The 15,255-nt window shown below is 37.8% G+C and carries 14 protein-coding genes; 7 read left to right on the top strand and 7 right to left on the bottom strand.

The annotated features are described in order from the left end of the window. Positions 1-244 precede the first annotated feature (244 nt). From AC27HL_RS10775 to tmpT, 3 genes are all read left to right on the top strand, one after another. Positions 245-2,671 (top strand): VolA/Pla-1 family phospholipase, encoded by a 2,427-nt coding sequence (locus AC27HL_RS10775; RefSeq protein ID WP_487080993.1) that lies wholly within the window; start codon positions 245-247, stop codon positions 2,669-2,671. A gap of 219 nt (positions 2,672-2,890) precedes the next feature. Beyond that, the gene (gene sohB, locus AC27HL_RS10780) at positions 2,891-3,943 is read left to right on the top strand and encodes a protease SohB (RefSeq protein ID WP_487081218.1); all 1,053 of its coding nucleotides are present in this window, start codon (positions 2,891-2,893) and stop codon (positions 3,941-3,943) included. Between the two features lie 56 nt (positions 3,944-3,999). Continuing rightward, positions 4,000-4,653: a thiopurine S-methyltransferase gene (gene tmpT, locus AC27HL_RS10785; protein ID WP_487080994.1), complete on the top strand. Its 654-nt coding sequence runs from the start codon at positions 4,000-4,002 to the stop codon at positions 4,651-4,653. Between the two features lie 101 nt (positions 4,654-4,754). Here the strand turns inward: tmpT and AC27HL_RS10790 are convergent, their stop codons facing one another. Then, complete coding sequence (locus tag AC27HL_RS10790; protein WP_487080995.1) at positions 4,755-5,021, bottom strand: hypothetical protein; 267 nt, start codon at positions 5,019-5,021, stop codon at positions 4,755-4,757. 281 nt (positions 5,022-5,302) lie between these two features. Here AC27HL_RS10790 and AC27HL_RS10795 point away from each other — a divergent pair, with 281 nt between their 5' ends. From AC27HL_RS10795 to rlmM, 4 genes are read left to right on the top strand one after another with little or no spacing between them, the layout of a single operon-like run. Next, positions 5,303-6,220: a transcriptional regulator GcvA gene (locus AC27HL_RS10795; protein ID WP_487080996.1), complete on the top strand. Its 918-nt coding sequence runs from the start codon at positions 5,303-5,305 to the stop codon at positions 6,218-6,220. After that, on the top strand, positions 6,220-6,900 hold the full coding sequence (locus AC27HL_RS10800; RefSeq protein ID WP_487080997.1) for an alpha/beta family hydrolase: 681 nt from the start codon (positions 6,220-6,222) through the stop codon (positions 6,898-6,900). Before AC27HL_RS10795 ends, AC27HL_RS10800 begins: the two co-directional genes overlap by 1 nt. Next, complete coding sequence (locus tag AC27HL_RS10805) at positions 6,887-7,288, top strand: DUF423 domain-containing protein (RefSeq protein WP_487080998.1); 402 nt, start codon at positions 6,887-6,889, stop codon at positions 7,286-7,288. The genes AC27HL_RS10800 and AC27HL_RS10805 overlap by 14 nt, the downstream gene beginning before the upstream one ends. Before the next feature lie 5 nt (positions 7,289-7,293). Continuing rightward, a complete protein-coding gene (gene rlmM, locus AC27HL_RS10810) occupies positions 7,294-8,379 on the top strand; it encodes a 23S rRNA (cytidine(2498)-2'-O)-methyltransferase RlmM (RefSeq protein ID WP_487080999.1) in 1,086 nt (361 codons plus the stop codon). Between the two features lie 57 nt (positions 8,380-8,436). On the opposite strand, the gene AC27HL_RS10815 is transcribed toward rlmM, so the two are convergent. The 6 genes from AC27HL_RS10815 to AC27HL_RS10840 all read right to left on the bottom strand — a co-directional run bounded on the left by AC27HL_RS10815 (position 8,437) and on the right by AC27HL_RS10840 (position 15,214). Beyond that, on the bottom strand, positions 8,437-9,222 hold the full coding sequence (locus tag AC27HL_RS10815) for a hypothetical protein (protein WP_487081000.1): 786 nt from the start codon (positions 9,220-9,222) through the stop codon (positions 8,437-8,439). 281 nt (positions 9,223-9,503) lie between these two features. Then, positions 9,504-10,511, bottom strand: coding sequence for an isocitrate dehydrogenase (locus tag AC27HL_RS10820; protein ID WP_487081001.1), 1,008 nt, complete (start codon positions 10,509-10,511; stop codon positions 9,504-9,506). Between the two features lie 344 nt (positions 10,512-10,855). Beyond that, complete coding sequence (locus tag AC27HL_RS10825; protein ID WP_487081002.1) at positions 10,856-11,233, bottom strand: DUF3192 domain-containing protein; 378 nt, start codon at positions 11,231-11,233, stop codon at positions 10,856-10,858. A gap of 147 nt (positions 11,234-11,380) precedes the next feature. Then, the gene (gene xni, locus AC27HL_RS10830; protein WP_487081003.1) at positions 11,381-12,202 is read right to left on the bottom strand and encodes a flap endonuclease Xni; all 822 of its coding nucleotides are present in this window, start codon (positions 12,200-12,202) and stop codon (positions 11,381-11,383) included. A 5-nt stretch (positions 12,203-12,207) separates the two neighbouring features. Next, positions 12,208-13,554: a nucleotide 5'-monophosphate nucleosidase PpnN gene (ppnN, locus tag AC27HL_RS10835; RefSeq protein WP_487081004.1), complete on the bottom strand. Its 1,347-nt coding sequence runs from the start codon at positions 13,552-13,554 to the stop codon at positions 12,208-12,210. 25 nt (positions 13,555-13,579) lie between these two features. Beyond that, entirely contained in the window at positions 13,580-15,214 is a 1,635-nt protein-coding gene (locus AC27HL_RS10840; protein WP_487081005.1) for a GGDEF domain-containing protein, read from the bottom strand. Positions 15,215-15,255 lie beyond the last annotated feature (41 nt).

A 15,255-nucleotide genomic window follows, 5' to 3' on the forward strand; every position in this document is an offset into this window, starting at 1 on the left:
ACTACTTTCATGGCTATGCTGACGAGTGTTTTTGACCGCAAACTACATTTCATTAACAAAAACTAACAATAATTCAAAAAATCACTAGCACTTGATCTATTCTTGAGTTAAGTTTAACTGGTCTAACAAGTTGAATTAAATGCTAGGATAGCTATCAAAATCAACAGAACTATAGAAAAATAAAAACATATTCTTAAAATAGTTAAGTTTATAAAAATAAAAGACTAGTCCGTGGGGAGATAAAATGAATAAGCTAGTACTCGGTCTCGCAATTGCAAGCACATTAGGTTTAAGTGCTTGTGATGATGAAACCATAAAAGATGTTGAAAAAGAAGTTGTCGATAATGGCACTGCTGTTACACCCACAGCCCGTGTTAAGTTTGACCCAAGTGCTGGCGCTGCCGGTCTCTCTATTCCAAATGATCTAATTTTTTCCGGTACGGTTGACGGCACTTTAGAAATACCAGTTGATGACCCTTTAGATGGTTCAGACCCATTTGTTGCTATTAGTGCGCTTGACGGCTGGTCAATTTCTCAACCTTTTTCCTTAGCTATCGATTTTCCAGCAGGCACTTCATTAGACGCAACGAGTGTAGATCCGTCTGCTGTTCGTATTTTTGAAGCGGTAATGGGGGGAGACGCAAATGACAGCGACTGTACTTCTGTTACTCGTGGTTTAGCGTGTAAAATTGTTGGTGAGTTAACCTTTGGCCAAGATTTTGTAACACAAGCATCAGGTAATAACATTAGTGTTATTCCAATGCAGCCATTAAAGGCTGAAACAACATATATCATGGCAATGACAAATAGTTTGCGTGACAACAACGGCAAGGCCGTTGCTGGTTCATCAACTTATGAATTAGTACGTCAAGATATCAACACTTTACCACTGGGTAATGCATCTCAACTTGCCCTACAGGGGACTGTTAATAGCTATGAAGCAGCACTAGTTGCTGCCGGCGTTGACAGCGATACGATTATCTATAGTGCCGCGATGACAACGCAATCAACAACACGTGTACTTAGTACAGTTAAATCGTTACTAGCCGCGGGCGTGCCGCAAATGCTGGCTAATGCCCAGCAAGGTATTCCAACTATAGGCATTCAAGAAACCGGTCTGTCAGTGGCAAATGTTTTAGATGGTTTAATTCCTGCTGATTTAGTGCCATTATATTCTTCTGCTAACTATTTCCGTGGTTCAATTACCCTACCGTATTATTCTGGTATTCCATCGGAAGAAAATCTATTAGCTCCAACTAACACATGGTGGCGCGCCCGTTGTGATTCAGGCGCTACGTTAGCAGGTTTAGCTGCAACAAACCCAAGTGCAATTCCAGCTGGACCATTAGATGAAAATGACGGCTTTTGTATGAACTTTGGTTTACGTGATTTAAGCTCTGTTGTTGCAATTGATACTGAACGTAACTTAACTAAGTTTAACCCAATTCCAGCTACTACTGCCATGTTGCCAATTGATGTGCAAATGACAACACCTGATCTAGCATGGGCTAACCCGGTTCGTGCAAGTATGGGCTTACCGGCACTAGAAACACCAGAAAATGGCTGGCCAGTTGCAATATTGGTACACGGTATTACTTCGACTAAAGAGCAAATGCTACCAATTACAGGATTGTTGTCTGCATTTGGAATTGCAACAATTGCTATTGACCAGCCATTACATGGTAGCCGTGGTTTTGATATTGACCCTACAAGTCCTGGTGATGAAATTAATACTACTACAGTATCGACCTTGCACTATGTAAACCTAGCAAGTATGTTGACGATGCGTGATAACACACGTCAAAGTACCGCTGATTTACTAGGTTTACGTTTAGGTATTAACTTTTTAGGTGGTGTTGACGGAGACGGCAATCCAATTAAAGTCGATAGCTCTAAAGTTCACCTTTTAGGTCATTCATTAGGCGGCATTTACGGTATGAATACTGTTGGGTTAGCAAATACAAGTTTAGACCCTCAAGTTGACGGCTTATTCAAAATTGCCAGTACATCACTGGCTATGCCAGGTTTAATGTTGGCAAATTTTGGTATCGAGTCACCAGCATTTGAAGCGTTAGCTAAGTCTAATTTAACTTACTCTCTTAGTGAAGATTTTAAGGCGCTAGTTGATTCAATGCATCCTTTGGATGAAAATGGTCGCTCGACAGCAACGCAAGCTGAATTGGAAGCACTTTATGCGGCATTTTATGACGCTTTAGATGCAACACAAAAAGCGACTCTAGATGCGGGTTTTGCTCAGTTTACTTTTGCAGCACAAACCGTGACAGATTCAGGCGACCCAATTGCTTATGTGCAGGCATTAGCTGCGACTAACACGCCAACTCATTTAATTGAAGTGGTAGGTAATGGTGTTGATAACCTATCTGACCAAACTGTCACTAATACAGCTCCATTTACGCCTATGGGTGGTACTGAGCCAGCAATCGCGTTTTTAGGCCTGCAAGGTGTTAGTGAAGATACAAATGGCTCAGGTGCGGTTAGATTTGTGAATGGTCATCACAGCTCAATTCTTGATCCTCGCCCGAATGCTGCGTCTCCTGACCCTGAATTAAGCGGCCGAGCAACTCAGGAGATGCAAACTCAAGTCGCAACATTCTTTGCATCAATGGGACAGCTAATTAAAGTCACTGATGCGGCTGTTGTTAAACAATAGACGTTGATGTTGCTGTGTAATCTAAAGCCCTCATTTTGAGGGCTTTTTTTTACTTATAGAAAGCTTCTTAGATTACTTATCGCGATAAAAAAACTAATTGCTACTTTTATTTGCTGACTTGCCCCCCATATAGTTATCATTAAAGCAAAGAAAGCATCGAGCTAGTGTTATTAAGTCGATGTTAAAGTTATAGAAATATTTTTTCTTAGGAGAAACGTGTTGGAATTTTTGTATGAATACGGATTGTTTTTAGCTAAAGCCGTTACTTTTGTCGTTGCGGTTATTGCTATCATAGTCGCGATAGCGTCGTCTGCGATGAAGCAGGGTGGTAAAAAAGGCGAGTTAGAAATAACGGATTTATCTGAACAATATAAAGATGTAGAAGAAGATATTACACATCACTTGTTATCAAAAGAAGAGCTAAAAGAAAAAGAGAAGAAAGACAAGAAGGCAGGGAAAGAAAAAGCTAAAGCTGAGAAAGCAGCAGCTAAAAATGACTCTGCTGAAGAAAAAGAAGTTGAACCAAGGATATTCGTTATTGATTTTAATGGCAGTATTGATGCCAAAGAAGTCAGCTCTTTACGTGAAGAAATATCTGCTATTTTAACCGTTGCTAAACCAAGTGATGAAGTCTTTGTGCGATTAGAAAGTGGCGGTGGTATGGTGCATGGCTATGGTTTAGCATCTTCACAATTAGATCGTATTCGTCAGCGCAATATCCCATTAACAGCTTCTGTTGATAAAGTGGCAGCAAGTGGTGGCTACATGATGGCTTGTGTCGCTAATAAAATTATTTCAGCGCCATTTGCTATTATTGGCTCCATTGGCGTGATCGCGCAAGTACCAAACTTTAATAAGTTATTGAAGAAAAATGATGTTGATTTTGAGCAGTTTACTGCCGGAGAATTTAAACGTACCGTGACTATGTTCGGTGAAAATACTGATAAAGGTCGTGAAAAGTTTGTTGAAGAGCTAGAAGAAACACATGTTTTATTTAAAAACTTTGTAAATGAGCATCGTCCTGAGTTAGATATCGCTAAAGTAGCAACCGGTGAACATTGGTTCGGTACGAAAGCGAAAGAATTAGGCTTAGTTGATGAATTACAAACCAGTGATGATTATTTGCAAGCACGTTGTAAGTCTCACAAGTTAGTGCAAATTAAATATGCCACTAAAAAAGGCTTAGCTGAGAAGTTCTCAAAAGCGGCATCATTATCTTTTGACGCGATTATTAGCAAAGTTTGGCAAAATAATCGTATATTCCCAGGTTAACTCTACATAATGGCAGCATAGTTTCGGCTATGCTGCTACATTTTAAGGTTGCTAAATTGGAAAATGACTTTTGGCATAAGTGCTGGCAGCAAAACACCATCGGCTTTCATCAACCGCAAGTACACCCTTTTCTAACGAATCACTTTAAATCTAGAAGCTTGCCGAGCGATAATCATATATTTGTACCTCTGTGTGGAAAAACACTTGATATGGCTTATTTAGCGCGATTTATGCGTGTTACAGGCAATGAGTTAAGTGCTGTTGCCTGCCAAGACTTCTTTATTGAAAATAATATTAAATACGTTCAAAAAAATATTGATGTTTTTCAACAATACGCTTGCCCGCAGTTGACTTTATTTCAAGGAGATTACTTTCAGTTATCTGCAAATTTAGTTGGGCAAGTTGATTGGATATATGATCGTGCCGCTTTAATTGCGCTTCCGCCAACTATGCAACAGCAATATGTAAATCACTTAAAAAGCTTCTTTTCCCCTAATACGCGGTTATTTTTAATTACCCTAGAGTTTCCTATAGCGCAACTGTCTGGGCCGCCATTTGCAATTACAGGTGATGATGTGGCGCAACTATTTTCAGGTTTTAATATTGAATGTGTAGCAGATAATGTCTTACAAGATAAACAGTTTGCACAAAGAAGGTTTAATGTTGATTATCTAATTGAAAAGCTTTATATCATTAGCTTAGCTAATTAAGGTTGTGTATTTCAGGTTTTTAATTACAAAAAAGGTGCCATAAGGCACCTTGATTGTTGCGAGCATTAATTCTAGAGAAATTAATTTTTCGCTGAACTTTATTATTCAGCTAGTGATGCAGATTTTACGCTTGCATCTGTGCGTTTTTCAATTTTGCTATTGGTCATCGCTATTTGTGTGCGAGCCATTTTTTCAATTGGGCTGATTTCTACCGTATTTAACTTGATAGATTGTGCTAAATTAACCTTAGCAATGGCTACTAAGTCAATAGCGTTAGTTGGTTGAACTTTTACTAATTCTGTTGCTTGGCTGTTGTTAGCTACGAAAGCTAATGCAGCAATGGCTGCTATTTTTAAAATGTTGTTCATAAGTCACCTGTAATAAAACGTCAATAGTCCTTATAGATGTTTTGGGACCTTTCTTTTCACATACAAATAAGGGTTGGGAGCTTATTTGTTTTCTACCCGTTCATTACGGGGCAAAGATGAAGTCCTTCATCTATGGCGAGTATATTACGGTAATGCTGGTAACTTTTAAAATGACAATTTATAATGTTATTCATTAGAAAATCTAATCCGACTTAATATGTGGCAAAAATGATGATTTATGCATTTTGAAATTATTGTTTTTGAAATTTTATAGGTGTAACTTGGCTAACAGACTCCCACCATTAAACGCTTTGCGCGCTTTTGAAGCATCAGCTAGACAGTTGAGTTTTACTCGCGCAGCAGAAGAATTATTCGTCACTCAAGCGGCAATAAGCCACCAAATAAAAGCACTAGAAGATAATTTAGGCATAAAGTTATTTATGCGTAAGAATCGTGCTTTGTTATTAACAGAAGAAGGGCAGTCATACTATCTAGATATTAAAGATGTATTCAATTCCTTGCATGACGCAACAGAACGCCTGTTGGCACGTGGCGCTAAAGGGGCAATTACGGTAAGTTTACAGCCAAGTTTTGCTATTCAATGGCTAGTGCCGCGCCTTAATACCTTTAACTTGTTGCATCCTGACATTGATGTGCGGATAAAGGCGGTTGATCAACCTGAAAACTCGCTAACCGAAGATGTTGATGTAGCAGTTTATTATGGTCGAGGGCGTTGGAATGGTATTCATGCCGACCAATTACATACTGAATATTTAATTCCTGTTTGCTCACCGATTTTAATGTCTGGTAAAAAGCCATTACATAAAATTGAAGATCTTGAAAAACATACTCTTTTACATGACACCTCGCGTCGAGACTGGAAAAGGTGGTTTAAGCATGTTGGTGTTCGAGGCAGCAATGTTAATCATGGCCCGATATTTAGTCACTCGGCCATGGTTGTTCAAGCGGCGATTCATGGACAAGGTGTTGCGCTTGCTCATAGTGTCTTGGCAAAGCCTGATATAGATGCTGGTCGATTGGTATGTCCGTTTAATGACGTATTGGTTAGCAAAAACTCTTATTATATTGTTTGTCGTGAGCAACAGTTAGAGTTAGGAAAAATATCGGCTTTTCGTGAGTGGGTGTTGAAAACGGTAGCTGATGAACAAGCACTTTTAGATGAAGGGCAAATAGTGTAATGGGCAGTAGTAAAATATTAACTATTGATGAGGAAACCTTATTAGTTAGTCATCAATATGATTGTGTTGAAAATGCGAAAGCATTAGTTATTTTAGCCCACGGTGCCGGTGCTGATATGGATCATGATTACATAGTTGATCTTGTTAAATTAATGAATGCTCAGCAACTCAATGTAATACGATTTAATTTTCCATACATGGATAAGCGTAGGCTTGATGATAAGCGTAGGCCACCTGATAAAATGCCAAAGCTTATCGCATGTTACGAGTCGATATTAGCAAGCACTGATTGTTCTTTACCTACTTTTATTGCTGGTAAGTCTATGGGGGGACGAGTTGCTGCAACAATTGCCCGCGACAAAATGTTAATGACCACACATAACGTGAAAGGTGTTATTTGTGTGGGGTATCCATTTCACCCAGCGAAAAAGCCAGAAAATCTGCGCTTAATGCCATTACAAGAAACACAGCGGCCGGTATTGATATTACAAGGCGATCGTGATGCCTTGGGAAATAAAGACGAAATCAAAAGTTATAAAGTTTCTGAACTTTGCCAAGTATACTTCTTTACTGACGGTGATCATGACTTAAAGCCTAGAGTTAAATCTGGTTATACGCTTGCAGAGCATAAGCGCTTAGCTGTAACAAAAATGCAGGAGTTTATTAATGCCTACAGCTAAAATAATGACAGTATTGGCTTTATTTGTTGGTATCAGTGGTTGTTTTTCGGTATTATTCGGCGCTTGGTTGGCGCATGGCGGACAAGTATTGCCAATTGCGTTACAAGAGCGACTATCGACAGCACTTCAATATCAATTTATTCATACACTTGCATTAATGTTAACTATTTTATTGTATAAAGTTCATCGTCATCTAGTGTTAGTTTTTACGGCAATTTTTTATACTTTTGGCGTGCTGTTATTTAGTGGTAGTTTGTATATTAAAACTTTTTTCGATATGGCTGTGATCGGAAAATTTGCTCCAATTGGTGGGCTTTCATTTGCACTTGCTTGGTTATTATTAGGTTTTGCAAGTTCAAAAATGTTTCAACATAAGTTAGGTAAGTAATTAAAATGACTGCAATAGTTTTATATTGTCGCCCTGGATTTGAAAAAGAGTGTGGCGCAGAAATTCAAGAAAAAGCGGCATGGAACGAGGTGTATGGTTATTTACAGCTATCAAAAAATCAAGGTGTGGTGTATTTCCATTTAAATAATCCTGAAGAAGGTGAGGCATTAATGAATAAAATGCCTTTACGTCGTCTTATTTTTGCTCGCCAATGGTTTATGACGGTAACTGAAAAGATAGATCTTCCTGACTATAATCGTGTTGAGGCAATTTCTGAAGCATTAGGAACTGAATGGCAATATGCGGATTTACGCATGGAAACACCTGATACCAATGACGGCAAAGAGTTATCTAAATTTTGCCGAAAACTTGCCGTTCCATTACGTCAAGCCTTAAGAAAAAATAAGGTACTAACTGAAAAGGGTAATAAAGATGGTGCGATTCTGCACGCGTTATTCTTGTCTGGTAAAGAAGTTATTTTGGGCTTTTCTTTAGCACATAACACATCACAACATGTGATGGGAATTCCACGTTTGAAGTTCCCAAATGCATCGCCTAGCCGTTCAACTTTGAAATTAGATGAAGCATTTTTACATTTTATCCCAAGAGATGAGTGGGAAACTCGGCTAACTTCAGGAATGAACGCTGTTGATTTAGGTGCGGCGCCTGGTGGCTGGACTTACCAATTAGTTCGACGCGGCATGATGGTAACATCTATTGATAACGGCCCTATGGCCGAGTCATTAATGGAAACAGGCCAAGTTAAGCATCGTATGATGGATGGTTTTAAGTATGTGCCACAAAAACAAAATGTGTATTGGTTAGTGTGTGACATGATTGAGAAACCACAACGTGTTGCTAAATTAATGAGCGAGTGGTTATTAAAAGGGCAATGCCAAGAAGCAATATTTAACTTGAAGTTGCCAATGAAGGGGCGTTATCAGCAAGTTAATGAAGACTTACAAAGTATTAAAGACGCATTTTCTGAGCATAAAGTGAAATATGAAATGTATGCCAAACACTTATATTATGATCGTGAAGAAGTGACTGTTCATGCGCGATTGTTATCGCCAGCACCCTTAGCGCAGTAACAATAACCAAGGAATAATGCCATAAAATTAATATTAGGTTTTATGGCGTTTTATGTTTTAGCGTGAAAGTTTTACAATGGCTAAACCAAAGGCAATCACGCATAACATTAGCGAGCTTGGCTCTTGTACATTAATGGAATTAGCCTGCGCCTTTAAATTAACATTTTGAAAGGCTACTACTTCATTTGCACCGTTGAATTTAGCATTTAATGTAAGGGTTAATACTTTGCCATTGCCAACTAGTGGTGATGAGAAGTGCTGGAATTTATTGTTGAGTAAACGTGAATTTATTATTAGCGGATCATTAAGCGATACAAGGGTGTTGTTTTCTAGTTGATAATTTTCAGCACTATCCTCATCTGTTGAGCTTTCAAATATCTTGGTAAATGGATTTGCATCAATACTATATTGCCACCAGAATTGATCACTAGTTTCAAAATCACCCATGGCAGCTATGTCGGTTACAAATAATAACGACGTTAAATTGCTAATATCAATTTGCCAGCTTGCAGAGGCATAATTTGCTAGGTTATCAGGATTTACCGTATCAACAATGCCAAAGAAGTTTTTTTGATTTGAGCTGTTGATCACGCCTAAGCGATCAGAAGTATCTGCTAAACTATCGTCTAAAAAGCTTGTTGCAATGTTATTGCTCGTGCTTCTGTTATAAATCTGAAAGCCATCATCATAACTGGAAAATGTATTCTTGAAAGGGTTATGATAATTAACGCGTGATGATGTTGAAGGCGATAATAAATCTAAAGTAATTAACGATGCTGATACACAGCTTGTAACGCTATATATTGCGAATACAATTAAACTCTTAAAAGTAATACGTTTCATAGAAAAATCCCTTTAATTGATATAATTCTCAAAAACTGTTTGCAAGTTCAAGGTAATTAACTACAAATGAATACCACACCTAATTCCTTGGCGTTGTGTAATAACACATATCTCGTCAGCGAATATAGCGTTGAGAAAATTAAAGCAAGTATAGTCGTGCTTTTGGGATTTGCTAATAATTGTACTAAATTTATGCACTATAATGTGCATCATAATTTACTTAGCAATGGCAATAAAAAAGCCAAGCGATATGCTTGGCTTCATACGAAGTATTTTGTACCTTATAAGCGCTCTAATACCGCGTCGGTAAAGTCTGTAGTGCCGTGTGTACCACCTAAATCGCGTGTGGTACGGTCGCCCGATTCAATAACATCAGTAATTGCTTTACGAATGTTATTTGCTTTGTCGCCCATGCCTAAATATTCCAACATTTGAATAGCTGCAAGTATAACTGATGTTGGGTTTGCCAAGTTCTTACCAGCAATATCTGGTGCGCTGCCATGAACAGCTTCAAAGATAGCGCAGTCATTGCCAATATTGGCACCAGGTGCCATACCTAAACCACCGACTAAACCTGCACATAAATCAGATAGAATATCGCCGAATAGGTTAGTGGTAACAATAACGTCAAATTGCTCAGGATTCATAACTAACTGCATACAACAATTGTCAACAATCATTTCTGTTGACTCTATTTGTGGATAGCGCTCTGCTACTTCACGGGCAACTTTTAAAAATAGTCCTGAAGTAGACTTTAAGATATTTGCTTTGTGAACAGCAGTCACTTTTTTGCGGCCTTCTTTAATGGCGGTTTCATAAGCGAAAGTAACAATACGTTCTGCGCCTTCACGAGTGATTAAACTCATAGCTTCAGCTTGCTGGCCATCTTCTGATACGGTTTGCCCTAAACCAGAGTACATACCTTCGGTATTTTCACGAATAGTTATGATATCAATATCATCATAACGTGCTTTTGTCCCTTTAAATGAAAGTACCGGGCGAACATTAGCGTACAGTTGAAATTGTTTACGTAATGTAACATTAATAGAAGTAAACCCTTCACCTACTGGCGTTGTTAAAGGGCCTTTTAAGGTGATTTTATTCTTTTTGATTAGCTCTAATGTTGATTCAGGTACAAGATCACCATGATTTTCAAGTGCCGTTAAACCGGCATCGGCATATTCATATTCAAAATCACAACCAGCTTTATCTAGTACTTTAATCGTTGCATCAATAATGTCCGGACCGATACCATCGCCAGGGATCACCGTGATTGTTTGTTTAGCCATTGTTTAATTACCTTTTTGAATATTACTTTCTAAAATTGAGAAAATTTTGCTTTATAGATTAAATATACAGCAATGAAAGCCAAGTATATTTGATCTAAGCCTATTTTCAGGGTGTTAACTTCTATTGTGGAGGCAATTATAGCAACTAATCGGAGCAGTTAGGGAAATTTACCGTTAAACTTTAGTCTTAGGAAAATATATTTGCCGTGCAAGTTGCTAATTTATTGAAAAATTGGGCTTTATAATGAGGCAGCCAATATTCGTTCTAATTGGGGGAGTAAATTAAGGTGATGAAAAAGTAAACAGTGCAATAAACACAGTTTACTTTTTGTAACATAGAAAGGTTATAGCTCTTGAAATTGCTGGTAAGCTGTTTTACCTATCGCCGTTAATATGCCATTTGAAAACAGCAAGGCAGTGCATTCATCTTGTGTGGTAATTCCGTCAGATTTTACGTGCTGAGTTCTGTAAAAACTTACTTGATAACGTATGTTATCGACAATTTTTGCTTCTGTAATATCTGGGCTGCCTAATTGTTCTATGGCAGTATCAAAACTAAACTCCTCTAAAGCAAGTTTAGCAATAAATTGTCGGTTATAAGCTTCGCGATCCTCCCATTGCATTTTTGCAGGGCTGTCGTCATAGAAATTGACCACTAAACCTACGAAAACGCCATAGGCTGCTAATGCGAACAATATTCTGATAATGACTTTTTTATTCACGTTTTTTCCTTTAATCTTGATACAACAGAAATTACTTACTTCTGTTGATTAACTATAAATTATATTTTTATAGTTTGATGCGCTTTTATCGCATTTATTTGGGAGTTAGTCGTAATTGACTCAGATATGGCAAATGTTACCAGATTGTTATTTAACGGCAAGTGCATTTTCACACGGCAACCTAATATCTTTTAAGTTAAAGCCAAGCGGGATATCTAGCTTTAAGGTTAGCAGTTTACGGCTTAATGCTATCTGTTCTTGGTGTTTATTGAGTTTGTCTTTTACGCTGCTTCTTAAATCATCAGCACTTAAAACACCTTTAATTGAACCATATTGATTTAAAAGTTGTGACGCAGTTACTTGACCAATACCAGCAACACCCGGAATTTTGTTGGTACTGTCGCCAGTTAATGTCCATAGGTCCATTAATTTATCGGGCTTAACGTTAAATTTATTCATGACATATTCGTCATCTAAATATCGTCGATTAAAGTAGTCATACACTTTGATATTTGGGCTTAATAATGACAAGAAGCATTTGTCAGTTGAAACTATGGTGACATTTTGTCCGCGTAAGGCCACTTTAATCGCTAATGTGGCGATTAAGTCGTCGGCTTCATCTTCTTCAGAAACAAGAGAATCAACAAAGTGACGCATAAATGAGTCCTGAATATTTGGCAATTCGTTGGCCAAATGTTCAGGCATTTTTTTCCGGCCTTTTTTATAGTCAGGGTAAATGTCATAACGCCAACAAGGTGCTTGAGAGTCAAAAACAGCCAAGGCGTGGCTAGGTGTCAGTTGCTCAATAATCTTGCATAGGGCTTGCTCGCAAGCTTTAGCTGTATTGTATAAAACTTGTTTTTTGGTATTTTCGGCCAATTCATTGTTCATTAAAAATGGCCGCTCTTGTACTGCATATATACGCCGGATCAAATTTAATGCGTCAACTAAGACTAAGTGAACAGCCATATAACTTAACCTTCAATAACCTTATAACAAGGAATATACTCGCTACCTGGCAACTTCATCCGTTGTTGTTTAACAAAAGAGCCAAGTAAGGTATCCATGAGTGTCATCATTTTCTTGTCACCGCTAATTTCAAATGGCCCATGTTGACGAATCGCCTTGATACCATTTGCTTTGACATTCCCCGCAACAACACCAGAAAAGGCACGTCGTAAGTTTGCTGCTAATGAGGCAATATCTTGCTGGTAATGTAAGTTTAATGACGCCATATTTTCATGGTTTGGCTCAAATGGCTGTTGAAAGTCAGGTTCAATAACAAGCGACCAATTGAAATGATAGGAGTCACCGGTATGTTTGCGATGAGCAACAACTTCTTCCGTGGTAGACTTAAAGGTTTTAGCGACTAACTCTGGGTTGTCAACAATAATAGTATAAAGTGCTTGAGCTGACTCACCCAGGGTTGCAGCAATGAATTTATCTATTTGCCTAAAATATTCAGCGCTTTCACTTGGCCCTGTTAAAATAATCGGTAATTTTTGTGATTGGTTTTGTGGGTTTAGCATAATCCCTAAAATATATAGCAACTCTTCTGCTGTACCTGCGCCACCTGGAAAAATAATAATACCGTGTGACATACGAACAAAGGCTTCCAAGCGCTTTTCTATGTCTGGCATTATTACTAATTCATTTACTATCGGGTTAGGTGGCTCTGCGGCAATAATACTTGGCTCAGTTAAGCCAATGTAGCGTCCTGCAGTAATTCGTTGTTTAGCATGGCCAAAGGTTGCACCTTTCATTGGGCCTTTCATTGCACCAGGACCACAGCCAGTACAAATATTAAAACCACGTAAGCCCAGCTGATAACCAACCTCTTTAGTATATTTGTATTCGGTATTATTAATTGAATGGCCACCCCAGCAGGTGATTAAATTGGGTGAGCTATCGGGAATAATTGCATTGGCATTACGCAATATATCAAAAGTTATATCTGTCGCACTGTCTTTGCATTCTAATTTATCGTCATAGCGGTTATTAATAAATAAAATATCACGTAGAACAGCAGATAAATGTTCTTGAATACCTTTAATGATGCTGCCATCAACAAAGGCATGCTCTGGAGGGTTGTTTAAAGCTAGCTTTACGCCGCGCTCTCGACGAAGTACTTGAATTTGAAAGTCTAAAAACTGCTGGTAAATGTCTTCCGCGTTATCGGTATGGCTGCCGGCATTTAATACAGCTAACGAACAATTTCGATAAAGATTATATAATTTACTTGTTGCAGATTGTTGTAAATGATCGACTTCAGCTTGCGATAATAAGTTCATATTACCAACAGGATTTATTTGGGTATGCATAGCTCGACCTCCTCGATAATTATTTTTATCCGTAAATAACTCTATTTTTTCCGCTTTTCTTGGCCTGATATAAAGCGTCATCGGCACGTTCAAATGCTGAATGGACGTTGTCGTCTTGCTGAACTAATGAGACTCCAATTGATAAGGTGATGCTGACGCGATTATTCTTAAAGGTAAACGGTAGGCTTGCTACTTTTTTACGCAATATGTTGAGTTTGTTGACAACAGTGACTTTATCCATATCACTAAATACTAGTACAAACTCTTCACCGCCATAGCGGCCAATAAAAGCGTCATCGCCGATAATTTTCTTTAATGTATTTGCGATAACTTGCAGTGTTTTATCACCTGCAGTGTGACCATAAGTATCATTAATGCGTTTGAAGTCATCTAAGTCAACGACCGAAATAGCTAGATTAAATTTCTTATGGTGAAACCTTACAATTTCTTTGGCAAAATGTTCGTCAAATGCTGCTCGGTTACCGAGTTTTGTTAAAGCATCTTGTAAACTTTTCGCTTGCTGTTCTTGGATACGTTTCTCAAAGCTCTGACTTTGTAATTCAAGCTGCTGAACCTGTGAAGACATTTGGGTTAATTTCTTCTCAAGCTTTTTACGTTGTTCTTCTTCTAACTTAGTTTTCTTCTCAAGTGTTTTGGCAATATTAAGTAATTTATCGTTAACGTCAACTTTCATATCAGTTAACGAGTTAGCATCTTTAATGCCGACACTCATTTCATTGATTTTGTCGTGTAACTCTTTATTAATTTTATCGTGCTTGGCATTTGAGGTTGAATTAATTTCAATTGTAGAACTTACCGATGCTTGCACTGTTGCTAACGTTTCACTAAGCGTTGATAAAAATATTTTAGCTGTACTGCGCTCTTGCTTTACATCTTCAATAATAAGATCAAATACATTTAGACATTTAGTCATTAATAATTGATTAGAAATTTTATCGTTTAAACTCGCTTTTATTTTTTTTATATCAGGTTTGTGTTTTTCAGATACCAGCAAAGAGTTAAGAATTGAACTAAAACGCTCTAATAATTCTTTAGGTACGCGTTGTTCAGCAACATTTTGTGTACTTTCATCAGATGCAATATCTACTTTATTTATTTTATCGACTGAAATTGCCGAATTTACATTCAGTAAACCAACACTTGATGCTTTATCTTTGGCTTTTAATGCTATGTCGTAAAAAGTAATAAATTCGCTCATAAGCGGTACATACTGGACGAGTGAGTCCCTGCTTTCTTTTGTACTACTGATGAGCTTTTTAAGTTGCTGTTGTGTTGCTTTTGGTAAATTTTCAGCTTTTTGTAAACTAGTGCTAGATGCTTGTAATTGTGCCTGCATTTTTGCAAGGTTTTTGTCATTCTGTACAGAGTGTTGTTGCAACAAGGCAGAAATGGTTTTGATTTCTTTTTCTAAGTCAGCAAAACTTGTTGATTTTTTTAGAGACGATCGCAGGTTAGCGAGTTTATTATCAAGTAATTTATCAATGCCTTTACAAGCTTGTGAAAGTTTACCAATAAAATTGGTTAATAACGCAGACTGAGCACTAAATTCTTCTTCTAATTCACTGCGAGCACTAATAGCGGTATCAAGCTTTGATTTCAAGTGGCTGATTTTTTTTTCCGCAATATTACTTTCGCCCATAAAAAATTCTTCCCTAAAAAGGTCTTTAATTGAAATGCGAT

The organism is Colwellia aquaemaris (assembly GCF_057548755.1).

Bases quoted from the DNA above. Each gene is read 5' to 3' on its own strand.
- AC27HL_RS10805 (WP_487080998.1), top strand. From the start codon at position 6,887: ATGCCTACAGCTAAAATAATGACAGTATTGGCTTTATTTGTTGGTATC.
- AC27HL_RS10790 (WP_487080995.1), bottom strand. From the start codon at position 5,021: ATGAACAACATTTTAAAAATAGCAGCCATTGCTGCATTAGCTTTCGTA.
- AC27HL_RS10820 (WP_487081001.1), bottom strand. From the start codon at position 10,511: ATGGCTAAACAAACAATCACGGTGATCCCTGGCGATGGTATCGGTCCG.
- xni (WP_487081003.1), bottom strand. From the start codon at position 12,202: ATGGCTGTTCACTTAGTCTTAGTTGACGCATTAAATTTGATCCGGCGT.
- rlmM (WP_487080999.1), top strand. From the start codon at position 7,294: ATGACTGCAATAGTTTTATATTGTCGCCCTGGATTTGAAAAAGAGTGT.
- AC27HL_RS10800 (WP_487080997.1), top strand. From the start codon at position 6,220: ATGGGCAGTAGTAAAATATTAACTATTGATGAGGAAACCTTATTAGTT.
- ppnN (WP_487081004.1), bottom strand. From the start codon at position 13,554: ATGCATACCCAAATAAATCCTGTTGGTAATATGAACTTATTATCGCAA.
- AC27HL_RS10815 (WP_487081000.1), bottom strand. From the start codon at position 9,222: ATGAAACGTATTACTTTTAAGAGTTTAATTGTATTCGCAATATATAGC.
- AC27HL_RS10775 (WP_487080993.1), top strand. From the start codon at position 245: ATGAATAAGCTAGTACTCGGTCTCGCAATTGCAAGCACATTAGGTTTA.
- AC27HL_RS10840 (WP_487081005.1), bottom strand. From the start codon at position 15,214: ATGGGCGAAAGTAATATTGCGGAAAAAAAAATCAGCCACTTGAAATCA.